General features: G+C 42.2%; 23 protein-coding genes and 1 pseudogene. 13 read left to right on the top strand and 11 right to left on the bottom strand.

The window, feature by feature from the left end; all coding sequences use genetic code 11:
- Positions 1-17 precede the first annotated feature (17 nt).
- Positions 18-485 carry a hypothetical protein gene (locus tag AACW75_RS15210; RefSeq protein ID WP_065681710.1) on the bottom strand — a complete coding sequence of 156 codons (468 nt, stop codon included), beginning with the start codon at positions 483-485 and terminating at the stop codon, positions 18-20.
- A 343-nt stretch (positions 486-828) separates the two neighbouring features.
- Between AACW75_RS15210 and AACW75_RS15205 the strand changes: the two are divergent.
- Both AACW75_RS15205 and AACW75_RS15200 read left to right on the top strand, forming a co-directional pair.
- Positions 829-1833, top strand: a pseudogene (locus AACW75_RS15205) (Solitary outer membrane autotransporter beta-barrel domain).
- Positions 1834-2014: 181 nt separating this feature from the next.
- Complete coding sequence (locus AACW75_RS15200) at positions 2015-3076, top strand: sensor domain-containing diguanylate cyclase (RefSeq protein WP_145569476.1); 1062 nt, start codon at positions 2015-2017, stop codon at positions 3074-3076.
- A 37-nt stretch (positions 3077-3113) separates the two neighbouring features.
- Here AACW75_RS15200 and AACW75_RS15195 read toward each other — a convergent pair whose 3' ends face one another.
- Positions 3114-4109 (bottom strand): AraC family transcriptional regulator, encoded by a 996-nt coding sequence (locus AACW75_RS15195; protein ID WP_017086385.1) that lies wholly within the window; start codon positions 4107-4109, stop codon positions 3114-3116.
- A 159-nt stretch (positions 4110-4268) separates the two neighbouring features.
- Here AACW75_RS15195 and AACW75_RS15190 point away from each other — a divergent pair, with 159 nt between their 5' ends.
- From AACW75_RS15190 to AACW75_RS15175, 4 genes are read left to right on the top strand one after another with little or no spacing between them, the layout of a single operon-like run.
- Positions 4269-5390, top strand: coding sequence for an HlyD family secretion protein (locus AACW75_RS15190; protein WP_108186261.1), 1122 nt, complete (start codon positions 4269-4271; stop codon positions 5388-5390).
- Complete coding sequence (locus tag AACW75_RS15185) at positions 5380-6399, top strand: DUF2955 domain-containing protein (protein ID WP_102451220.1); 1020 nt, start codon at positions 5380-5382, stop codon at positions 6397-6399. Before AACW75_RS15190 ends, AACW75_RS15185 begins: the two co-directional genes overlap by 11 nt.
- A gap of 22 nt (positions 6400-6421) precedes the next feature.
- The gene (locus AACW75_RS15180; protein ID WP_145569477.1) at positions 6422-7522 is read left to right on the top strand and encodes an AI-2E family transporter; all 1101 of its coding nucleotides are present in this window, start codon (positions 6422-6424) and stop codon (positions 7520-7522) included.
- Positions 7523-8182 (top strand): potassium channel family protein, encoded by a 660-nt coding sequence (locus AACW75_RS15175; RefSeq protein ID WP_004731606.1) that lies wholly within the window; start codon positions 7523-7525, stop codon positions 8180-8182.
- A 145-nt stretch (positions 8183-8327) separates the two neighbouring features.
- Here the strand turns inward: AACW75_RS15175 and AACW75_RS15170 are convergent, their stop codons facing one another.
- Both AACW75_RS15170 and AACW75_RS15165 read right to left on the bottom strand, forming a co-directional pair.
- On the bottom strand, positions 8328-8867 hold the full coding sequence (locus tag AACW75_RS15170; RefSeq protein WP_029222428.1) for a DUF3332 domain-containing protein: 540 nt from the start codon (positions 8865-8867) through the stop codon (positions 8328-8330).
- Positions 8868-9127: 260 nt separating this feature from the next.
- Positions 9128-9289, bottom strand: a complete 162-nt coding sequence (locus tag AACW75_RS15165) for a hypothetical protein (RefSeq protein ID WP_181257344.1) — start codon at positions 9287-9289, stop codon at positions 9128-9130.
- A gap of 266 nt (positions 9290-9555) precedes the next feature.
- Between AACW75_RS15165 and AACW75_RS15160 the strand changes: the two genes are divergently transcribed.
- Positions 9556-10149 carry a hypothetical protein gene (locus AACW75_RS15160; protein WP_061021924.1) on the top strand — a complete coding sequence of 198 codons (594 nt, stop codon included), beginning with the start codon at positions 9556-9558 and terminating at the stop codon, positions 10147-10149.
- A 231-nt stretch (positions 10150-10380) separates the two neighbouring features.
- Here the strand turns inward: AACW75_RS15160 and AACW75_RS15155 are convergent, their stop codons facing one another.
- A complete protein-coding gene (locus AACW75_RS15155) occupies positions 10381-10590 on the bottom strand; it encodes a hypothetical protein (RefSeq protein WP_004731601.1) in 210 nt (69 codons plus the stop codon).
- Between the two features lie 950 nt (positions 10591-11540).
- Here AACW75_RS15155 and AACW75_RS15150 point away from each other — a divergent pair.
- The 4 genes from AACW75_RS15150 (at position 11541) to AACW75_RS15135 (ending at position 15246) form a co-directional block, all read left to right on the top strand.
- Entirely contained in the window at positions 11541-12473 is a 933-nt protein-coding gene (locus tag AACW75_RS15150; RefSeq protein WP_102567672.1) for a siderophore ABC transporter substrate-binding protein, read from the top strand.
- Positions 12474-12572: 99 nt separating this feature from the next.
- Entirely contained in the window at positions 12573-13526 is a 954-nt protein-coding gene (locus tag AACW75_RS15145; protein ID WP_065681718.1) for an ABC transporter permease, read from the top strand.
- Positions 13519-14469, top strand: coding sequence for an iron chelate uptake ABC transporter family permease subunit (locus tag AACW75_RS15140; protein WP_145569479.1), 951 nt, complete (start codon positions 13519-13521; stop codon positions 14467-14469). The genes AACW75_RS15145 and AACW75_RS15140 overlap by 8 nt, the downstream gene beginning before the upstream one ends.
- A 12-nt stretch (positions 14470-14481) precedes the next feature.
- Positions 14482-15246 carry an iron ABC transporter ATP-binding protein gene (locus AACW75_RS15135; protein ID WP_145569481.1) on the top strand — a complete coding sequence of 255 codons (765 nt, stop codon included), beginning with the start codon at positions 14482-14484 and terminating at the stop codon, positions 15244-15246.
- A 209-nt stretch (positions 15247-15455) separates the two neighbouring features.
- Here AACW75_RS15135 and AACW75_RS15130 read toward each other — a convergent pair whose 3' ends face one another.
- The 6 genes from AACW75_RS15130 to AACW75_RS15105 form a co-directional block, all read right to left on the bottom strand.
- Complete coding sequence (locus tag AACW75_RS15130) at positions 15456-16274, bottom strand: ETEC_3214 domain-containing protein (protein ID WP_170962357.1); 819 nt, start codon at positions 16272-16274, stop codon at positions 15456-15458.
- A gap of 9 nt (positions 16275-16283) precedes the next feature.
- Positions 16284-16736, bottom strand: coding sequence for a hypothetical protein (locus AACW75_RS15125; protein WP_017102532.1), 453 nt, complete (start codon positions 16734-16736; stop codon positions 16284-16286).
- A gap of 9 nt (positions 16737-16745) precedes the next feature.
- Positions 16746-17969, bottom strand: coding sequence for a murein transglycosylase domain-containing protein (locus AACW75_RS15120; RefSeq protein WP_145569484.1), 1224 nt, complete (start codon positions 17967-17969; stop codon positions 16746-16748).
- 21 nt (positions 17970-17990) lie between these two features.
- On the bottom strand, positions 17991-18965 hold the full coding sequence (locus AACW75_RS15115; RefSeq protein WP_145569486.1) for an LPP20 family lipoprotein: 975 nt from the start codon (positions 18963-18965) through the stop codon (positions 17991-17993).
- Positions 18965-19627, bottom strand: coding sequence for a hypothetical protein (locus AACW75_RS15110; RefSeq protein WP_145569488.1), 663 nt, complete (start codon positions 19625-19627; stop codon positions 18965-18967). Before AACW75_RS15110 ends, AACW75_RS15115 begins: the two co-directional genes overlap by 1 nt.
- 67 nt (positions 19628-19694) lie before the next feature.
- The gene (locus tag AACW75_RS15105) at positions 19695-21503 is read right to left on the bottom strand and encodes a caspase family protein (RefSeq protein ID WP_237297457.1); all 1809 of its coding nucleotides are present in this window, start codon (positions 21501-21503) and stop codon (positions 19695-19697) included.
- 249 nt (positions 21504-21752) lie between these two features.
- Here AACW75_RS15105 and AACW75_RS15100 point away from each other — a divergent pair, with 249 nt between their 5' ends.
- Together AACW75_RS15100 and AACW75_RS15095 are read left to right on the top strand one after the other, a co-directional pair.
- Entirely contained in the window at positions 21753-21887 is a 135-nt protein-coding gene (locus tag AACW75_RS15100) for a hypothetical protein (RefSeq protein ID WP_261378895.1), read from the top strand.
- Positions 21888-21894: 7 nt separating this feature from the next.
- Positions 21895-22869 carry a DHH family phosphoesterase gene (locus AACW75_RS15095; RefSeq protein WP_145569490.1) on the top strand — a complete coding sequence of 325 codons (975 nt, stop codon included), beginning with the start codon at positions 21895-21897 and terminating at the stop codon, positions 22867-22869.
- Positions 22870-22896: the final 27 nt, after the last annotated feature.

Genomic DNA, 22896 nt, shown 5'->3' with positions numbered 1-22896 from the left:
GTCTGTATCAAAAGCTGCTATGCTTTTTCAGCTTTGGGCGTGTCATCGAGTGCGAAGTAGATCTTTGAGACAATAATCTCTGCGACCAAAATAGTGAATACCACAGCGAAAAACGCCACCACACCATTCCAAGGGCCTGTGAAATCTACCTTGTCGCCAAACAAGATATTGATGGCTTCCAGCATTACAAACTTAGAACCTACTAAGATGACGTAACTGGATAAACCACGATAAATCTTAGGCGCAGTCCCCGGTTTAGATTTGAAGTAATCAGCCAGCTTATGTTCTAAACCGATAGACAATTTGAGCAATAGCTGGAGCAGAATCGCAGCTGAAAATGAGATGGTGAAAGACTCGATATTGACGAAGTCCCAGTATTCATCAAAAAAATTAAGAACGGTTAAATCGACGAGTACCGCAAGCGTGTATCCGACAAATAGTCGTTGGGGCGTATTAAATCCGTATACTTTTTCTATATTGCTCATCTACTTCTTCCTGAGTAAAGGGTTATAAAAAACTTAGGAGTTAATCCTATAATTTTCAAACGCTTATTGTTTTATATGCGAAACAAGTCTTAAAGTCAGTTTGGCGCATTATGGTAAGTAAGGGTTTTAAGAATGATCCAAGATAAGACTCCAATTTAGACAGAGGCACATATGATTATTCATTTTAGAATCCAAGACGTAGAAGAACTTTGGGGGGCCATCGATTTAGCAACGCTCTTGCAGTTGGAACTGAGAGCAGTATCAACCACACCGTTAACTCTCTGATTGAATTAGTTAAGTTACCAATTACACTTGAAGCATAAGTTTGAATGGAGTCAACTTAATGCTTTCACCCCTATCGCACTATCCCCGTTCTATTATTCTGCTCTTAATGGGCCTCAGTTCTTCCTCGGCCTATGCATCCAATGAATTGATTCAGAACCGCTTAGAGAAGATATTTTCTGTGTCAATTGCGTTGACTGACAGCGATGCTATTTCAATTGGCTTTGTGGATTTTGATCCTAATTCGTTTATCAATTTAAACGACAGTGGTTTTGGCTCAGATAAAACCATCGATACTTGAAGCCAAGTGAGTGTGGGCTCCATCCCTTACTCTTCCGTGATTAAAACGGATGACCCTGACTTCGACCTTATTTGGTCTGTGCGAGGGTCTTATGCGCTTTCTGAACAGAATATTGAGATCTCATCAGATGTGACTCCTGACCGTCGTGTTAACCCAAATGAAGACTCGGTATTGGGCCTGTATGGCTTTTTTGGAGGGCAAAACCATTTAAACCAGCATTGGTCTATCGCCTATGGATTAGGCACTCACTTGCTCTATTACCGCAATAAATACGAATACAACAACAGCTACTCTCAAGCATTTCAATCTCAGCTAGACGGTTACGCGTTGAATACATCAGCATGGGCGCTTGTTGCAGAACCTTCAGTCAAACTTCAATACTTGCAACCAAAGGAGTGGGGCAGTTGGAATGTGTCTTCAAGAGTTCGTTACTTTTATGGAACAGGCTGGGGCGAAGCGAACGATGGCGATATCGGTAACCCAGAAGGGATGCGATTCATTAATGAACTCGAGTTTAGGCAAAATGTAGCGCTCGATGCTTGGTCGCTGAATAACCCTCAAATCCACTATAACTTAACAAGAATCGATGTCGCGGGTGATTTGACGGCTCCTTTAGATACGCACTATTACTATGAATTTGGGGCAGGATTAGTATTTGATGTGCCTTATGACTCTTACTTTTTTGACAACTTCGGAATTGGAATTAACTTCAATTATGGCAGCTCGTTGAGCGGTGGTAGCCTGTTGTTCTTACTCAATAATTAGTTGTTCCCGATTAATAACTAGCTCTTTCTATTAAACAACTCGTTTCTTCTGATCAATAGTTAGCATAAGCCTATGCGCTTAATGTTCGATATGTAATTTGAATTTGTATGTGTCGTAAAATGGTAAATATCTTAGTGAAAATTTAGCCATCATAGTCATTCGCCCATCACTAGAGCAGACTATGAATAAGTTAAGTTTTGACCGAAAAATGCCGCTATACGTGGTGTCTACACTTGCCCTTAATATGGCAGTTAGCTTGTGGTTATTGAGTATGGCTTCTTCGGCAGTCATGGCTTTTTCTGTGTGCGCGTTGTTTTTGCTCAGCACCCTCATTACTGCACGCCTATATCGACATGAAATGGCTCAAAGCAAGAATAGCTTGTCTGAAGCGATCATTGATGGCGTCGCTGGTTTTATCATCCTCGATAGTCAATTAAGGGTCATACAAGTGAATCAACAGTTCTCTCGGGTTTCAGGTTATGCCTTTAATCAAGTCGAGTCTCGCCCGATTTCTGATCTCTGTTTTATGAATAACAGCAGTTTAATATCGACCATTACTCGCTCACTCAAGGAAAACCAGAGATGGAAGGGTGAGTTGAGTGGAGTCAGTCGACTTGGTGAACATTTTACTGTGAATGTGGTTGTCGAAAAGTTAGCTGAAATACTGTCGCACAATAATAAATATGTGGTGACCTTTACCGATATTAGTCGACGCAAAGTATTAGAACGTCGATTAAGAATGTTGGTGGACACAGATTCTCTCACAGGGTGCTGGAACCGCCGCCGTTTTGATAAAGATCTTAACCATTATTCAAACTTAGCGGAGCGTTATGGTTACACGCATTCCTGTTTGGCGTTGATCGATTTAGATCATTTCAAGGCCATCAATGATAATTATGGTCATGACCAAGGTGATTCAGCGCTGAAAGAGGTCGCTGAACTGTTGCGAAATAACAGTCGAGACACCGACATCGTCGCGCGAGTAGGCGGCGAGGAGTTCGCTATCTTAATGCCAGAAACTAACTTGGCAGAAGCGTTTGAGGCGATGTATCGATTGAAAGAAGTGATTGCCAAAGGGACAACATTGAACCTGACCGTAAGCAGTGGTGTGTCTGAAATACAGTCGCAAGCCGAAGCGACCTATCGCAGTGCAGATAAGGCACTTTACCGCGCTAAAGGTAACGGACGAAATAGAGTGTGTAGCTCTAGCCCAGGCTGCGCGACACCTATTGCCCTTGGCTAAGAGTTGGTCACACTTAGCTAATCGGTGAGAGTGGTATCTAAGCCGAGATTGAGCGTTGGTAAATCTTCGGAGTAAGACCAGACACACGCTTAAACGCACGAGAAAAATGCGAGATGTTGGTGTAACCGAGCTGGCTAGAGATGTAGGTCAGCGTGTGACCCTCTTCCATCAGTTCGCAAGCTACCGAAAACATCAGGTTCTCTTTGATTTTTCGATAAGTGGTGTTTTCGTTCTTGAGTTTGCGTTGGAACGTTCGCACCGAAAAGTTGAGTAGCTCAGCGGCTTCTTCAAGAGAGAGATCTTGTTCTTTCATGTACGGCTTTAGAAGCTCATAAACGCTATCGGTAAAGCTGGTATGCCACTCAATAAGTGTCGGTTTAGCACTGAGTTCTTTAGAGGTTAGGCGAATTGGGAGTTGTAATATTTCTTCAGGAATAAGTACAGCCGTCGACGATTGATCAACAAACAGTTGGCAGCTACTTGGCACCAGTGTTTTGACGACATCGATGTCATGTCCTTGCAGACGCACCTTATTAGGTAACCATGGTGATTGGGATAAAATGGTTATTAATTCAATGATATATGTAATCGCAAAAGCTTCTCCCCATTGAAACATAGGGGAATTGTCTTCCGGGGCAGTACGGCAAAACCAGCTCTGACCGTGTTCTTGAATAAACTCGACTTTGCTGCCTGGGGAGTCGTAGGCAAAGATTGAATTGATCTGTTTTAGTGCATCACCAATGGTTTCGAATTCGGTAAATTGATGCAAGACATTTGGGATGATTCGACGTCGAAATGCGAGTCCAAGAATATCGGTGAACCGAGATACGCCGAGTTGTGCCGATGTAAGATAAATCAAACGCTTAATGGATTCCGATGGCACAAAATCACTTTCTGATTCGATAAGGTCGGGTGGTAAACCGGAATCTTTCAGCAACAGATGTAAATCAAGACCATAGTCAGAAAAAACCTGAACCAGAATTTTAGCGTAGTTCGTTTGAATTACCGGGACTTGGTAGTGACTAGTGGTCATTGGAATACAATCCTGTATATATTGTTGCATTATTAGACGTGCATATCATTTGCAACGTTTTGTTTACTAAATCTAACCCTATTTACTTGAGTTTTCCATCGCTGGGTTTATTTTTAAAGTATTAATTTTGTTGATGTTAGTTATCTAGAAGGGAGTCCCATGTCAGAAACCAAAGGGAATAGTCAAGAAGCCAATGAAGAAGTTGGCCAGCAAGAAAATGGAAAAGACAAAGTAAGAAAGGTCACAAATTACCTATTGTTGTTTGTTGCATTCATGTTGATCTTCAGTGTCATTTCAGACCGAATCATCCCTATTACTGATAATGCTCGTGTAAAAGGTTATATCGTTCCAATCAAGCCAGAGGTGTCGGGTAAAGTACTCGATATACTGGTTCAACCTAACCAACTGGTTAATCAAGGCGACAAGTTAGCCATTTTAGATGAGTCTGATTACCAAATAGCAGTACAACAAGCCGAGCAAAATTTAGAGATTGCAGGCCAAAATGTCGGTGCTCAAACCGCGAGCATTGCTTCAGCTCAAGCGAAACTCACTTCAGCGATTGTTGAAAGACAAAACACCAAACTGCAAGCCAAGCGTGTCTTAGAGATGGCAGACAAAGGTGTGGTTTCTAAATCAGATGCAGATAAAGCGCGAGCAGCATTAGCGACCTCTCGAGCAGCTGTTGTGAATGCAGAGGCTGATCTTGAAGGTGCGAAGCAACAAATGGGCAAAGAAGGCCAAGAAAATAGCCAAGTGAAAGCGGCGTTGCTGGCACTTGAACAAGCTCAATTGAACCTAGAGCGCACCGTGATAACCGCGCCGACACAAGGTGGTGTTTCTAACTTTAGCCTGTCTGAAGGGTTTTATGCATCGGCAGGGCAAGCAATCATGACCTTTGTTTCAACCGAAGATATTTGGATTGAAGCTTATTATCGAGAGAACAGCCTAGGTAATGTAACGGTCGGTGATGAAGTTGAAGTGGCATTGGATTTCGCACCGGGCAAAGTGGTAAAAGGGCGCGTAAGTAGTATCGATTGGGGTGTTGATTGGGGGCAAAATGATCAAGCAGGTAAGCTTGCGCAAGCTAGCCAACAAACGGGTTGGTTGCGCCAAACACAGATGCTTCCTATCACCATTGAATTTGATAATGAAGAAGTGACAGGCATGCTCCGAGTGGGTGGCCAAGCGGATGTGATTGTTTATAGCGGCGATAACTTTGTGTTCAACGCGATAGGCAAAGTATGGATTCGTCTGATTAGCGTATTGTCTTATGTCCGATAAGCCGATTCTTGACCAACAAACACAGCAACGTATCCTGCGATTTACTGTCGGGGTCACGTTGGCTGTTTTCTTGGCGGCGTGGATAAACTGGCCACTTGCGTTTGTGGCGCCAGTGTTCACTGCTAAGTTCTTAATTGATAAACCAAACCTCCATAAGGAAACGGTCTACGAATTGCTTTTGGCCGTTGTGGTGACGATGGGGTTAGGTTTATTGCTGTCGCGAGGAATTACCCATTACCCAATCCCATTGCTGATTTTAGTGGGGTTAATGATGCTTTGGGGTTACTACTTGTTTGTCGACCCTAAATGGAACCTTTTCGCCACCATATTGTTGATTGCTGTCTTGATGTTGCCATTCATGGCGATTGATAACCCTGGCGTTTCGGTAATGCTGGCATCTGGCTTAGCAACTTCTGGGGTGGTTTCAGTGATGATATTTGCGTTAGTGCATGTATTTTTCCCTGAGCCTAAATCGGAGTTCTCAGGCTTCGCTGCTGCGCCACTCGAAAAGAAACAGCGTTGGTATGCAGCCTTTAGGGCGATGATTATCTCCTATCCAGTGGTATGTTTTTTCTTTATCTTTCAAATATCTGAAGCTTTATTGACAATGATGTTCATTGCGCTGTTATCGTTGATGATTACGTCAGAGAAGTCGATAAAGTTGAGTGCTTTTCTAGTGATAAGTAATGGTATCGGGGGATTGCTCGCGATAGCGGCTTTTTCAATCCTTTCGATTGTTCCTAATATTATCTTCTACTCTTTATTCATAGGCTTGGTCGCTATTGTGATCGCCAAGAAGATCTATACGGTTCCCGAAAAAGCGCCGATTTTCGCCACTGCATTTAGTACGTTGTTAGTACTTGTCGGTAGCACTTTGATGAGCTCAGGCGACATCGATAGCAACACTCTTATACGCATATTCCAATTAGTGTTAATTGGTATATATATGATTTTGGCTTCTTTATTCCTAGAAACTCGGAATTGGAAGTTCCTACAAAATCAGCCTTAATTATGTCTTACAAGGACGTCTCATGAAGTTAACCGATGATTTTTCAAAACAGGCAATAGACGCTGCCATCAAGATCGCAGCAATTGCCATGCTCGTGTATTGGTGTTTCTCGATTTTGCGCCCATTCATTCTATTGGTTATTTGGGGGGCGATCATTGCGACTGCGCTCTATCCAGTTGCTGTCGCCATTTCAAATAAGACGGGAATGTCGAAAGGAAAAGCCAGCGCGTTACTGAGCTTTATCGGAGTACTGTTACTGCTCATTCCTTTAGTTGCGCTCTCTTCCGGTATTTACACTAGCGCTTCGGACCTAATGACAGGGCTACAGGACGGAACCTTGTCTCTGCCGAAACCCAAAGAGTCCTTGCAAGATATCCCATTAGTTGGCGAAAGAGTCTATGCCGCCTTGGTCCATGCTTCTTCGAATATAGAGGGCGTGTTTATCACGTATGCAGACGAACTTAAGGTATTTGCTTCTAAAATGGCATCGATCTTAGGCTCATTGGGCGGTGGTTTTGTCCAATTTATTATCTCAACCATCATTGCAGGTGCGTTCATGAGTAACGCCGACAAATGTCAAACCGGTGTGACTCACTTAGTGGTTCGTTTAACGGATGGCAAAGGCGTAGAGCTCGTGCAGTTATCTAAATCGACTGTGCGCAGCGTTGTGCAAGGTGTGATTGGTGTTGCTGTTATTCAATCTATCATGTCGGCAATTGGTTTGGTTATCGCGGGTGTTCCGGCCGCGGCATTGTGGGCGCTAGCGGTGTTACTGGTCGCTATTATTCAGTTGCCGCCGATTCTTGCTTTGTTACCTGCCATTATTTACATGTTCAGTGTTGGATCGACACTGGCGGCGAGCTTGTTCTTAGTGTGGTGTATTTTGGTGAGCGGCAGTGACGCTATCTTGAAGCCAGTACTACTGAGCCGTGGTTCTCACATTCCAATGTTGGTTATTTTACTCGGCGCACTGGGCGGAATGGCAATGTCGGGAATTGTTGGTCTGTTTGTTGGTGCTGTGATACTGAGTTTAAGCTATGAGCTGATGATGGCGTGGCTTGGGCTTGAAGAGAAAAACCAACAAGAAACTGAGAAAAAACCAGCAGAGGCAGAGGAAAAATAGATGAAGCCAGTCTCTAAAGACGACAACTTCTACTTCTTATTCTATGCACTGTTGGTGTTGTTTTTTGGTTGCGCGGTGATGCAGCAGTTTTATCCGCAAGGCCAGAAAACAATACTATTTCTCATCATCATTACTCTGGCGAGTTCAATTGTTGGTATCCATAAAGAGCGAGCTTTGTATCGCTCTTGGTATGGGCTGTTATTGATTACGGCGCTAGTGTCTGGTGTGTTTTCGTTTTTGGAAGGCTATAACCTGTCGATAGTGACGCTATCAGCGTTGGCTGTGTTCTTGTTTTCACACATTTACTCGGCGTTGAAACAGGTGATGAAAGCCAAAACGGTGACGCCCAATCACATTATTGGGTCAATCTGTATTTACTTGTTGTTGGGATTTGCTTGGTCGACCATCTACTTGTTGATTTTAGAAATATTTCCGAACGCCTTTAATGGATTAGAAGAGCAAATCTGGCTAACCAATTTGTTTAATGCGATGTACTTTAGCTTTATCACGTTGACTACGGTTGGCTATGGTGACATATCACCAGCATTGCCTATTGCTCAGTTTTTTGTGTTTATGGAATCCATTATCGGCAGTTTTTACTTGGCCATAATGGTGGCAAGTTTGGTGAGTATTCGGCTTACACAGTCTCAATCCCAATAGAGCGGATACAAATAATAGATCATATACAAACAAGCCCGGCAATTGCCGGGCTTGTTCTTTTTTACGCTTTTTAAAGTCAAACCTAGCTTTGAGATTGAACTCCCTATGGGCTACGAATCTAATGCCTTAGTGTGAGCTACAAACCTTAAGCTTCAGTGCCTTGTATCTTCTCTAATTCAGCGATGGTCGTTTGTGACACAAGTTGACCATCCATGTAATAGCTAACGTTTTGACCCTCTTTGATACCTGTCAGAGTTGCCGTTTCACCAGAGGTATAGACGATGTCCATTTGAACCGTGTTTTCGTCAATCTTAATCATCTCACCCGTTTCAATGGTGCGATTGTTTGAAATTGGCCCCACAGGTGCTTCTTTCAGGCTTGGGTCTAGGTCGTCGTTCACTTCGAAGTGTGTATCTGTTTTTGTATCAAATACGTGTGGCGAGCCACTGATTGGGTTTTTACCTGTCCAAAATTCAAGTGAGTTGAATACGACATAGTCGGCTGCGGTTGTAATACCGTACACAGGCGCTAATAAGAAGTTTACACCTGCACGAGCATAGCGGTTATCGACAACTTCAACGTTAAATTTCATCACTTTCCCTGTTACGGCGTTGCTGCCGATACAACCAGTTAGCGCAGAAGCCAAAACCGTTAGTCCTACAATTTTAAGTGCAATCTTTTTCATTTTAGTACCTGTATAAGTTAGAAGTCTGTTTTGTTGGAACAGGTGTAGTATGGTTTTTATTCGATTCATGGTTTTACCATTTAACGCCACTGACGATAGAAAATTGGTTATGTACTTTGAGCATCACAAGTTAGATCTAGAAAAAACGGACATAGAAAAGCTGGCTACAAAAATCGGAGCATAAAAAAAGCGCGACCTAATAGGGCGCGCTTTTGAGTATTTGGATAAGTCGTAATGAAAACAACGACTCCAATACAGAATTACTTCATCACATATGAATAGGCCGATACGACAAGCCAGCGGACAAATCGAAATAAAAGGGTAGTGGCTTTAACGGTAAACTTGGCGATTGATACCGTTGCTTCTGCACCAACGCTAACGCACTTATGCAGATCGGATTCTTTGTATTCTGAATAGGTCATATGGTTTCTCATTTCTCGCGGTTGTCTTTCATATGTAAGTAATGACTCCTGTCTGGCGATATACCCTGTGCGACTAATGTACGAATATTCATTGATAGAAACTTACCATTTAATGCCAAGTAGTGTGAAAACTAGCCAAAAGATAACGTGTTGAGAGAAATTAAGTACGTACCTAGATGTAACCTATCAAGTTACCGAAAAAACGAGGTTATATAGTGGTATGATCGCGGGCTCAGCACCATAAGTGATAAAGAATAGGAAACAGAATGACTCACCTTACCGATCAGCAAGAAGCTGCAATGGCGACGTTTAAGGAAAACTTACACCTTCCAAATGGTGGTTTTCATAAACTGATTATCGATCTAAGTAAGGAATATCAGCTGCCTTTTCAAAAGGTGCGCGCCGTTTTAAAGAAAGCTCAAAAAGACGTGGAGCGACAGATACGAGAAGACTTTACCAGTGTTGATGACACGGTACTGAGCCAAGCCAATTGGGTAAATATCATTAAGTCGAAACTTGTTGAGCTAGCGGAAGAAAACCAAACGGTCATGGATAAGCTGCAACAAAATCTGAAGTATCAAAAAGTGTTGTCGGCAACCAATGGTTCAATCGCAAGTGAAGACGAACGTGATGAGTTGATTGAAGAATTGATTCAAGCTTATGAAAAAGAGGTATTCAAACCTTTACTGGCGATGCTGCATACAACAAAGCTGTATTGGAAATTAATGCTGGTGGATGAGACATGTAAGATGAATGAGGAGAATCGTGAGAAATTCAGTGATTACCCTCAACACATGCAAGCTGCAGAACACTTATATACTCTTGATCAGAAGTTAAGGTCGATGCCGTTAACTTATTAGTCCGTGAATGCAATGATAATGACTCATTGGTGATTCAGAGTTTGATATAAGTTGGTTTCAATAGAAGTACGATAACCTAGCTAGCGTTAGCCGCGTGTGAAATGCAAAAAGGGCTAGGTTTCTGTTCTGTTTTACTTCTACTCTATTTTGTTCTGCTAGAGCGAATTGAGGGTGACATCTTTTACATCTTTGGGACTAAACGGTGTTTCTTTTTGTAGTCTTTGGGAAATGCTATAGGAGTGTGAAATGTCCTAGGGTGTTTCCGTTGCCTGAAACAATAGTTCCGATGCTTTCTCGTTCATTAAATTCAAAATCGATGAGATAACTGTGATGTTGTAGCTTGGGCAATATGTGGCGGTGGAGTATATCGCTATTGAGCTGTCGAATCTCTGTGACCCATGAAATTTCTTCTTTGTGTAAGTCTATTTTAATCTTGAGCATTTATTACCTTTTAGTTTATTGACTGATTTGTCGCGTGATAGTTGGTACCAATGGGTTTGTCGTGTTGTTCTGCGTGACATAACTGTGCCTTGTGTTTATTACATTTATATTTAAGTGATCGATCTATTTTGACTTCGCTAGCAAAAGAGCGAATGACGATAGATCGGTAGTGAGGATCGAATTTAAAAGCTATTGAATGACTATCTAGGTGAAAGCTGACGCAGAGATGGTGTAACGAGGAAATCGAGAACTGTCTTTGAGGAACTTGGACTTACTTTAGCATTAACAGCTCTATAGATTAGAGCCAAGTGGCGCACTATACGCCTAGTTTTTTGAATTGCAACTCTATTTTTAATTAAATTTAAAAATATTTTTGATTGATTTGCCGTCGCTTGTTGAGAGTTAAATGAGCGAAGGACCGATAATTCACCATGATACCTGACCGATGTTTGGCTTTGCACCGCTTTGTGTTCTTTGTCATTAGTGGTTTTATTTGTTCAGTTAATTTAGTGATGATTAAGTCTCTGTTATATATAATCTTTACATTGTAAATTTCAATTCGTGACTCTGAGATTTAGCGTTGTGATTCTGGAGTTTAGCGTTGTAATTACAGGGTTTTCGAGCACTTTTCCCCATCAGTTTATTCTTCAGATTGATGATCATTTTCCTCTCCGCGTCTTTTTGTTATTTCTGATCCCTAGTATGTCTCCTGGCTACGCAAAATATGAATACTCACTTTTACATTTCTGAATAATAAAGTTGTTGTGTCGCCAGTTTAACGCAAATATAATTGATAATAGTTCTCACTTGCGTTACGGGTTTGTTATCAAAGCAATGACAGACTTTAAATTATCGTTATTTAGCCGTTGTGTACGCCCCATACTCGCCTATGAGTAATGTGACTTTCATTGTCATGAGTGGTGGTTAGTATCAATGGCAAAGGAAGAAACATGAAGAAAACAATCAATTCAGTTCGCCAGTTGTTAAGCGGGCTTGCCATCGTTCTTGCATCATCATTACTGATGACCGCTCAAGCGAAAACCGTGACCATTGAACACGTAAAGGGCACGGCGCAGTTTACTGAAGTACCACAGCGCGTTGTGGTACTTGGCTTTGGTAGCTTGGATGTGCTTGATCAAATTGGTGTACAGCCAGTTGGTGCGCCCCATAGCTTGCTGCCCGATTACCTAGCTTCGTACAAAGAAACGACTGCAAATACAGGATCATTGAGTGAACCTGATTTTGAAGCTATCTACATGTTGAAGCCTGACATCATTATCGCGGAAAATCGCATGCTTAAGGTTTACGACAAGCTGGCACAAATCGCTCCAACGGTCATGTTCTCTATTGAAGGTGATAAATACTGGGCTGATGCTCAGCAAAACTGGCGTGCGCTAGGTGACATCTTTGGTAAGCAAGCTGAAGTAGAAGCGATCATTAAAGAGACTCAAGCTTCTATTACTGCGGTAAACGACAAAGTAGCGTCTGACGAAACTTCAGCAATGATGCTAATGAACAACGGCAACAACATTGCGATGTTCAACAAAGGCAGCCGTTTCTCAATCATCTTTGATGACTTTGGTTTCGTGGAATCAAAGAGTGCAACAGTCGCTCCAATTAAAGGGACTCACGGCAACCTAATCTCGTTCGAATACATTGCTGACGCAAAACCTGAAGTGCTTTACGTTCTTGACCGCGAAAAAGCGATTGGCAAATCAGAAGGTCGCGCACAACAGCTGTTTGATAACCCATTAGTTGCGGCGACACCTGCAGCGCAGCAAGGCAACATCGTTTACCTTGATTCAAGTGCTTGGTATTTGGCTGGTGGTGGCGTGACAGCGATTCACAGAATGTTGGGTGATATTGAGCGTACGATTCAATAGTTACTAATCATCAGATTTTCGGGCTTATAAGAGCGTTCTTATAAGCCCTTTTTCACTTTTCATACGGACTCAAAGAGCCCTACCTTTAGTATTATTTCTATGTTGAAACCCATTGCCGCTGCTGTATTTCTTGTTGTGTTATGCGTTATGTCATTGATGATTGGAGTCGCTGAGATCAGTTTTAGCGATTTCTTCAATGGCAACCAACACGCCAACTCTATTTATGTTATTAGTCGAATCCCTCGACTGTTCGCGATTGTGCTTGCCGGTGCGGGCTTGAGTGTCGCTGGCTTGATCATGCAACAGATCGTGCAGAACAAGTTTGCCGCACCTTCGACTATGGGCACCATTGACTGCGCCATGCTTGGGTACATAGTCGGTATTCTGGTTCTGGGCAATGCAGCGCAATGGAGCTACTTAGGCTTCATTTTCGCGTTTGCGGTTCTCGGAACCATGCTATTGGTCCGTTTTCTACAACACCTGAAGTTCAAGAATGCGGTGTTGGTGCCTTTGATTGGCATCATGTATGGCAACGTTGTTTCGTCTCTAACAACCTTTATTGCTTATAAGTACGACTTAGTACAAACCATGTCGGCATGGACAATGGCGAACTTTGCGAGTGTGTTGCAAGGCAGCTATGAAATTCTTTACCTCGCAGTGCCTGCTTGTGTGTTGGCTTACTACTTCGCGAGTCAGTTCAGTGCGGCGAGTATTGGCGAGAGCTTTGCGAAAAACATCGGCTTGAATTACCAGAAGATCGTCTTCATTGGTGTTGCATTGGTCGCTATCTGTGCCTCTTCTGTAGTGATGATCGTCGGTGTTATCCCATTCCTTGGCCTTATCGTGCCGAATATCGTGTCGCTGATGATGGGCGATAACATGAAGAAGATTCTGCCTTGGACAGCCTATTGGGGCGTGATCTTGGTATTGGCTTGTGACTTGTTAGCTCGAATCGTCATCTTCCCTTATGAGATTCCAATCTCGATGGTAATCAGCATCTTTGGTGGCTTGATTTTTATCTACCTAATCATGAGAGACAAGTCGAATGCGTGATTCAGTAAAAATTGCGATTCTGGCCATCGCGTCTTTGTGTATGGCGGCAGTATTTGTGGGGCAGGGACTTACGTGGGATAACTATGAGTTCTTCTTGTCTCTGCGACTACCTAAACTACTGTCAATTGTGTTGGCGGCGGTGGCGATTTCTGCATCGTCATTGGTGTTCCAAACCATTACTAATAATCGAATTCTAACCCCATCCATCTTGGGCTTTGATAGCTTGTATATGCTGGTTCAAACGGTACTTCTGTTTGTGTTTGGCAGTACCAGTTTCTGGGTGATTGATTCAATCGCAAACTTTTCGATGTCTGTAACTGTGATGATCTTGTTCTCGTTTGCTTTGTTCCATTTCTACTTTAAGAGCAAGCGAAATAACGTTTTCACACTGCTTTTAATAGGCATCGTGTGTGGCAGCGTATTCTCGAGCTTAGCGAACTTCCTTGCGATGTTGATTGATCCCAATGAATTCGCGGTGCTGCAGAATGTGATGTTCGCAAGCTTCAATAATGTGAAAGGCGAACTGGTTTACCTCAGCCTTATTCCATTAGGTTTGAGCTTGCTTGGCCTTTGGTTGTTAGCGCCTAAGCTTGATGTACTTTGGCTTGGTGTTGATAACGCAACAAGCTTGGGTGTTAACACCAAACGACTGACTCAGATTACCTTGGTGATTGTGTCAGTGATGGTCGCGGTATCGACTGCTTTGGTTGGCCCAGTGCTGTTCTTTGGTTTAATCACCGTGAGCTTAGCTCGTCAGATATTCAAATCTTATCAACATCGTGTGCTTATCATCGCAAGCAGTTTGTTAGCGGTCGTTCTATTGCTTTCAGGCCAATGGTTTATCGAAAAAGTAATGGCGTTTGAAACCACAGTGAGTGTGATCATTAACTTGGTCGGTGGTTTGTATTTTATGTTCTTGTTGTTACGCACCAGAATTCAGTAAAGGTAGTAAGTAGTGATTAAATTAACAGGTTTAACTAAGAAGTATGGCAAGTCACTCGTGGTTGATGATGCTAGTGCTATGTTCCCTAAAGGAGAAGTGACTTCTATCATTGGCCCAAATGGTGCTGGTAAAAGTACGCTACTTTCAATGGCGAGCCGCTTAACCGAAAGTGATGCGGGCGAGGTCGTTATCGGCGATAAATTACTGGCTGAATGGGATACCAAAGAGCTAGCCAAGCACCTTGCCGTGTTAAGACAATCAAACAACATCAATATGCGATTTACGATTCGTGAGTTGGTCTGTTTTGGTCGTTTTCCGCATTCACAGGGTCGCTTGAAAGACGAAGATCATAAAGTCGTCAATACGGCGTTAGAACACTTGGGTATCACCGATATTCAAAACAAATACCTTGATGAGCTCAGTGGCGGTCAGCGTCAAATGGCGTTCATCGCAATGGTTGTGGCGCAAGATACAGATTATGTGTTCCTAGATGAACCACTGAACAATCTTGATATTAAACACTCGGTCGAAATCATGCAGACGCTTCGTCGCTTGGCGCATGAGTTTAATAAAGCGGTGGTGATCGTGATTCACGACATCAACTTTGCTTCTTGTTACTCAGATAACATTGTCGCGATGAAGAAGGGCCAAGTGGTTAAGTCGGGTAAGATCTCTGAAGTGGTTGAAAAGTCAGTGATGGAGTCTATCTACGAGATCCCATTTGAGATTCGTGAGTTCGATGGCGTTCGAATCTGTATGTATTATTCAGGTCGTTAGATTACTGGGTCTCTAGCCTGCTTAAACCCCTAGTTACCGAAATGAAAAGAGCTCCTACATTATGAGGAGCTCTTTTTGTCTCTATTTATAGCCGATTTTTAAGACTTGTTCAGTTTTAGCAAACTTGATGAGTTCATCAATGTACGTAGAGCCAACCGAATCAGATATACACATTTCTGGATAGCGATTATCAATGACCAACGCTGCTGTTAATCAGTGATCAATTCATATTCAAGCTTGGTAAGGATTGCAGGGGCGAGTGATTCTAAATCGACCGTCGTATACCCATAGAAGTTTGGCCTGATTTCACTACGTAGTTTAGTTATAGAATCTTTTGTATTCTCTTCCATCATCAATTTGTCATTAAAATCAGCGAGTAACTTGAGTTGTTGCCCAGAGAGAGCGGATAGATATTCGCTGTAACCACCGACAGAGCTGTATAACAGTTCATAGCGACCACCTTCCGCTTCTTCAATGTAATAATTACCTGAACGCGCAATATTGGATATGGCAGCATGTTCTGTTGTCGAGTTAACGAAGTTGGTTTCCAAATAAGTGGCGCTGCCTGCGTGGTAGTTCACATCAGCGACAAACCCCGGTTTAGGGAAAATGAGAAAAGCATCTATTGTGTCGTTGGATGTTATTGCAGAAAGAATAAACTTACTGTCTTTGTAGTACTTTATCTGTACCTCACCATTCGACATCTTGGTATAAACCGGAGAGCCAAATGTCTCTTCTAAAATGCCACTGGAAGCACGAATATAGACTTTAGAAAGACGCTCGTTAGATGGAGCATCTGAAAAGTTAGAAATTAAGAGGTCCCAACCTTTGCTTCCCATATCAATAGCATCGTTGAACTGACCACCTGCGATGATCAGCGCAATGATGGCAAGGATAGAGTTTGGTGTCTTCTCTCTCATTATTTCAAGAAAATCTTTTTGATCTTCATTGGGAGCTTGTTGAGTTAAAGACATGTCTTCTTCTGGTGCTGTTTTATCAACAGATGAAGGTAGAGCCTGTTCTGACATGATAAAACCTTATTCAGCAACAACTTGAGGTGCTCGTGCAACCACCCGGGTACATAAATATTCTTCGACATCTTTTTCTACAGAAACGCTTTCTGTTACCCAGGTAAACTTCATTAGCTGGTTGGTCAGTTGTTTTGTGGTCGATTTAGCGGTTACGGTTGTAGTCACAACATTGTCCTTACGATCTGCTGTTACAATCTTCTTTTTCTCCGAGGTTCGATTTGTATCGAGCTCTTTTTGCACCATGGCTTCGAGAGATGCGGCTAGCGATGCTCTCGCCTCCATTGAAGCGATGTCCATATCAAGCGTCATGTCTCCCATACTTTCAACACAAGCAACGCCTGCGATTAAGCCTTCAGGCAAATCAGATTGTGGGTTCATGCGCCAACTAGGAAATTCGGAGTTAGCAGCTGCTTGAAATGACAATGTAGTAATTGCAGCGATAATTAGAGTCTTTTTCATGTTTTATCCTTAAATCATATTCTTTTCGTAATTAACTTCTGTTTTACTTACTTTTTTCAAGTAGTTACGAGTTTCCGCAGCAGAGTGCTTTTGTTGGATAGTTTGGAATACTTGTTGTGGCTCAAGCTGGTTAATATTCTTGATTGCAACTGAGCGTTTGCCTCCGAAAATACGATAGATTGGGCCCATGCCTCCATTATAAGCCGCTGTTATGCAGTACTTTAAGCTCTCTTCATTGGTAACGCCTTTGAAGTAGCGAGAGCGCAGTAAGTGCAAATAAGCGGTACCGACCTCAATGTTTTTTTCGGGGTCGAATAAGTATTCTTTATTCAGTAGCTGTTGTTCACCAAATAGGAAGTTTGTCGCATCTAATCCTGCGGAACTTGGGACAATTTGCATCAGGCCAAAGGCAGGAATATGTGAGGTTGCTGTAGGATCGAAAGCGCTTTCTGTTTTGATGATAGACAGTATAAATTCAGGCTCAAGTTTGTATTTTTCTGCGTAAACTTCAACGGTATCAAAAAAGCGTTGTTCTTTACGATTAAGCCAACTTGGCGGAAAAGAAATAACGGCTTTGAGAACGGTATTGCCTTTACTGTCTTTGGCTTTGGTCACGGCCACATTTTCAAGAGCTTTGTCTAACTCTTGAGCCTGAACCTTTGGTGTTTCGGAAACGGGTAAGAATGTCTTGTCACTGAGTTTCTCAACATTTGTTGCTTCAATCAGTTCAGAGGTATAAGCATCGGCTTGTTGGGCTTCGCCAATGGTCAGCTGAGATGTACGCACGATCTCTTCTTTGAGTTCTTCTATTGAGGTTGTTTCACCTGCAATAGTGGTGACTTGAATCGTATTTTTCTCGAAGTTAACTTCACGCTTTATTTGTAGAGAGGGGCTGTAGCTGACCCACTTAAATTGGTCGCTAAAGGTAGGATTATCCCAAGACTCTGAAACTTTGGTTTTAAACTTATTAAACTCTTGTTGAGCTTGCGCCACATATTGATCGAATTCGCAGTTCTTTTGCACTTTGTAAATATCAAATTGGGCTTCACTGCAGAGTTTGTATTTTTCAAACTCATCTTTAGCTTCAAAAGGTTGATTGACAAAATGTTCGACGCTAGGGCAACTTTGTTCGGTAATTGAAAGTTCACACGCTTGTTGCAGCGTATCAGCAGATGCCCAGCCACTAGAGATCAGTATTGCTAAAGGGGATAGCTGACAAATTATTTTCTTCATATCTGTTCCTTGACCGAGGGATTAACCTTTCTCTATCGAGAGTCGTTCCATGACAAAATCACAGTGCTCGAAATAGTTCAGGATCAATCCAAACCCTGGGGTGTCTGTTGATAAACGCGACTCATCCAATCGCTCAAATCGAGAGGTATCAATTTTTGTAGGGCAGAGCAATGCGATATTGGTATCGTATGTCTCTTGTCCATCGTTGAGCAGTGCTTCGATTCCGTCATACTTATTTCTATCTGGAAACTCGATAGAGTCGCTATCTGTGACTTGATGGTTTTCAACTAACACGCCGGTACTGCCATCTTCATAAACTTGAAACAAAGAAAGGTAACCCGCTTGATTTGAGTTGAGTTGAATAAAGTAATGGTCGCCAGCGTTGAGTCGTCGCTTGGATGAGTGAATATCTATACTTTCATCTGAATAGTTGAAAAATAGGTGGTTATACTTTGCTTCCGGTAGTATTAACTGGCCACTACTGTTGGAGAGCATCCAGCCCCCAGCAAACCGCTCGATATCTATATGCGGTAAGCATTGATGTTGTTCCACCCAATTTTGTAGCATGGTCGTTGTTGACCAATATGGGTGTAATTCACGGTGACATTTTGATTTCTTTAACCAAGCAGAGAGCTTTTGTGCAAATGACTCTGGATCATATTGGACTTGAACATAAAATTGGTTTTGCGATTTTTCACTGTTGATAATGGTGACGTTGTTTCGGAAAACTACATTGGATATGGACTCTTTATGTGAAGCCGCAGATTTTTTTAGCTCGCCATTTTCGAAGGTTTTAGTACTGGTGGTCTTGCTGACTATTCGGTTTTCAACACCTTTAGCCAGATCATGATAGGCTGCGTCTTTAGCTTGTTGATAAGTGTTGCCTTTACCAAACCCATAACTCAAGGTTAAGTCTAATGGCACTTCCCCGTACCAAGACGGGGAGGCGAAAGCACAAGCACTCGACAGGGAGATGATTAGCGCTATTATTTTCATTAGTCTTCTTTTTTACCTGGGTTTGGCGCTTGCATTATTGTCCAACTACCATCTAGTCCGTACTTATCATAGATATTAATTGCAATACTTCTTCCTGTTTGAACTGCTGACATAACGTAGCTTCCACGATATACACCGTAATTCAGGTTTCCTTCTGAAGTTTTAATAATCTTTTCGTAGGTATTCGATTGAGTAATAGCTAGTTGATTTTTTTCTAACGGTCCACTTAGTACTTGACCTGAACGCTGATCAGAGTTTTTACAACCAATATTATTGGCTGGTTTAAAAAAGCTCCAACTGGATCTTCCATTGGATGTAACTGATGGCCCTTCAACGAACCAACTACAATTGTTAGTGTCTAGATAGTGTCCGGCAATTAGTTGGTTGGCACTTGTAAAGGCAACTGATTTTATGGAACTCATATTCTTAAATACCAGGTTGCCATTTTTGTCCGCTGCGAACTCTGCACTCATGTCAAAGAATTGAGTTGTTCCTGTATCTTTGTTGGTAACCGGAACTCGCAGCATGGTGACTTGATTACCAGCGCCTTGGAAGTGAGCTCCTTGGAATGCGATATCTAGGTTAGAGTTCTCTACATCCGCAGCGAAGGCTGTTGATGAGATAAGAAGAGCGGATGTTGCTAAAAGTGTTTTCTTAAACATGGATATAAGCCTTAATCAATGTTTCAAATAGGTTGTAAATTGAAATAGTTTTAAAAGTGGCATGCTCTTAAAGAGACATAGTCTGGTTACCAGTAATTGTTGGATGTTGACGTTTTAAATCCCCCATCTCAAAAGAGGCAGATTTCACTTTGTCGTAAACATCTTGATAAAGTGTATTCACATCCTTGTTTCCCTCGATCATTGACTTCATGAGGTAATAACTAAACAGGCGATGACCTTTTTCTTGGTACATATTGGAATACTCTTTATCGCGCCCCGCGGTGATCACGACCATGCGCTCAGGATCGATGCTGACTTTTTTCGGAGCTAGTCTAGAGGCGGCAACCCCTTTGATGACCGATACACCATCAGTCGCTCCACTGAAACAACTGTCTACCATAACGACTATCTTGCCTGCTTTGCTGCTAGACAGTGTTTTGTAGAGGTTATCGAGTTTGAAGAACTCGTCATCAGTTATGTAGTCAGGGATCTTATCTTGCGGAAGTATGTAAGGATCATTATCGGGAATCGCAGGGATACCGTGTCCACTGTAGTAGAAGTAAACAGTATCGCCTTCATCGACGTTGTCTAACATTAAACGTAACTTATCTTTAATCGCACCACTGGTTGCGTCACGGTCAATGAGTTCGTAGACGTGCCTTTCAGGAACCCCCAGAACTTTTGTCGCGACGTCAGACATCACTTCACCACTGCTGCGTGCAAAGGCAACTTGATCAGAATTTGCGTAATCTTCGATAGATAGGTTGAAGAACCAGTTGGATGAGTTACTTTCCACAGGCACAAAGCCATTGAGTAGTTGCTTCAATTCATCAGAGGTAGTGTTATCCGTTGCCGAGAGGCGTGAATCGACTTCAAAAGCATCGATCAAGTTAGGGTTTTGCATCTCTAGCCCTGGAGTAGACGCACTACTCGGACCATTGTTAAGAACCACACTCAGAGCTTCGGGATGATAATTACTCTCAGCCACATCTCCAGAGAACATAGCGTCATCGTACTTGCCTTTTATATTCACAAGCTCTAGTTGATTCTCGTCATAAGAGTAGGTGAGTGCGAGGTCAAGCTTATCAATGTTATTGAAGATATCGCGAGCCTGTTCTAGAGGCACGTTCAGGATAATATCTCGTTGGTAATTTTGATTTGACGCTTTAAACGACAGGTGCATTTGCTGCTTTTCAGCATCGTAACTTTTTGTTGTAACAACCGGTTTACCCATGACATCTCTGAAAGCCTTAGCAACGAGTTGCGTTTTCTGCACGCTCAAATCGCCTTTTCGAGAATCTGCGCCTTCTTGTAGTACTCTAATTTTGGCATTTCGAGCTTCTACTTGTTGTCGGTATTTAAGTTGTATAGCGGCTATCTGTTGTTGTCTTTCTATTCGCAATTTTTCGACACGTTGATCAAATTGAGTTTTGGTTTCAAATTGATCTTTTACGATTTCTGGCGCTTTGGGTAGATCAGGTTCTCGAATTGGTGGTGGGATGTCTGAGCTGCTCAATGTGGTGTGTTGTACCTCATACAAGGAGGCGACAGCGCCAACTAGGGATATAGGGTCTTCAGACTGTATACATCCAATAGAATTCGTCATGTATTGTTGTTCGATAGAGGGCTCTTTCCCTGAAAATAGATCAATATGATTGCTTGTTTTTTTTTGCCCGTATCGAGTGATGATTTCGCCATTCAGCGAAATGGGAGCATCAACTTGCAGCTCGCCGCCAAGCAGCCAAATATCAGGATTAGATGAACATACAGTTCCCGGTTTAGAGTGTGAAAATTCAAATTGATTGTCAGCGTTAGCAAAACTAAGAGTTGGTGCTAACGCAAATAGCATACCAGTGACAATTCTATTCCGTGTCATTAGATAAGTCTTCCGTATGGCGTTTGTGTCAGATGAGCTCGAGAACATATAACTTAGTTGAATATCACTCAACTGCAGATGAATTGAAGTGAGAGATAAGTCAAGTTTTGCTTTGTTAAATGTGAGCAAGTTTTGCTTAATTTGGAATAGGTATTTCTTAAATTTGTTCTATTTGAGAGTCTTAGGAGTTAGGTGTTCTTACTTTTAGAGCTCAACTGATTTGCTTTACTTATAAATAGTGGTGTTCTTATGTTAAAAATTGTTGCTCTTCTCTTAATTGCTCTCGGCGTTTTTATTGGAATAAAACATGGGGATGAGATTGTGAGTCAATTGGATGGTGGTACTGAAATTGTTCTTAATACAATAGAAAATTTGAAAGGTTAGGGTGAATATGTCTATTTTCTCATTTGACGATTTTCTGGAGCGCCTAAAAGACTGTGAACGAATCATCATTCAAGCCCATGACTTTCCTGATCATGATGCGGTGGGCTCCGCTTTTGCTCTCGCTTATTTACTTAGGAAAAAGGGCTTTAAACCCCTCATTACCTATCAAGGCTTTATTGACCGAGTCTCTTTACACAATTTGATTGGGTGGCTTGATATTCCGATCGTTAAATCACACCGATTAGATCTAAAACCCAACGATAAAATCATTGTTGTGGATGGCTGTATTGGTGAAAAAAATGTTACCGACTTACCGGGTATAGAAGTAGGGGTGATCGATCATCATCAGGTTGTAGCACCCAGTTTCGTTTGGTTTTCAGATATTCGACCTAACTATGGCGCAACAGCTTCCATTATGGTGGAGTACTTTAATCATTACGATATTCCAATTCCCGAGCGCATAGCGACGGCTCTACTTGTTGGGCTGACGTTCGATACGGCAAATTTTACCCGCGCAATGAACAAAGCTGATATCAAAGCCCTACTTCAACTTCAAAGCTGTGCCGATATGAATATGGTAAATCGTATTTGTCGAAATCAAATCGAATATAAAGAATTGAAGTTATTTGATTTCATGTTTGAATCTATTAGGAAAGACGGAAATTGTGCATTTGGGAGCTTACCAGAAGGGTGCCCCAAAAATATGCTGGGAGTGCTTGGTGACTTTCTACTTACAGTTGATGAACTAGATATTGTTGTATTGAGTGCCCGTAGTCATGAGAGAACATTCGTTTCATTGCGTTCTGAATGCCCCCAGAATGATATGGCTAAGGTGATAAAGAGATCGCTGAATGATACGGGTGTTGGTTTTGGTGGAGGACACTCGCATATGGCTGGTGGTGTCGTTAATCAAGTATTTAATCACTCTAATGAACAAAGTTTTGTTTATGATCTAATTCGTCCCCAGTTGATTGTCTGTTGATTTTAAGCGAGTGTTTGTTGAAACTAA

Origin of the sequence: Vibrio sp. L3-7, assembly GCF_963898195.1 — a bacterium.
Classification (GTDB): domain Bacteria; phylum Pseudomonadota; class Gammaproteobacteria; order Enterobacterales; family Vibrionaceae; genus Vibrio; species Vibrio echinoideorum.
Note: the sequence above shows the minus strand (reverse complement) of the source record. Positions and strands in the feature narration are given on the sequence as shown.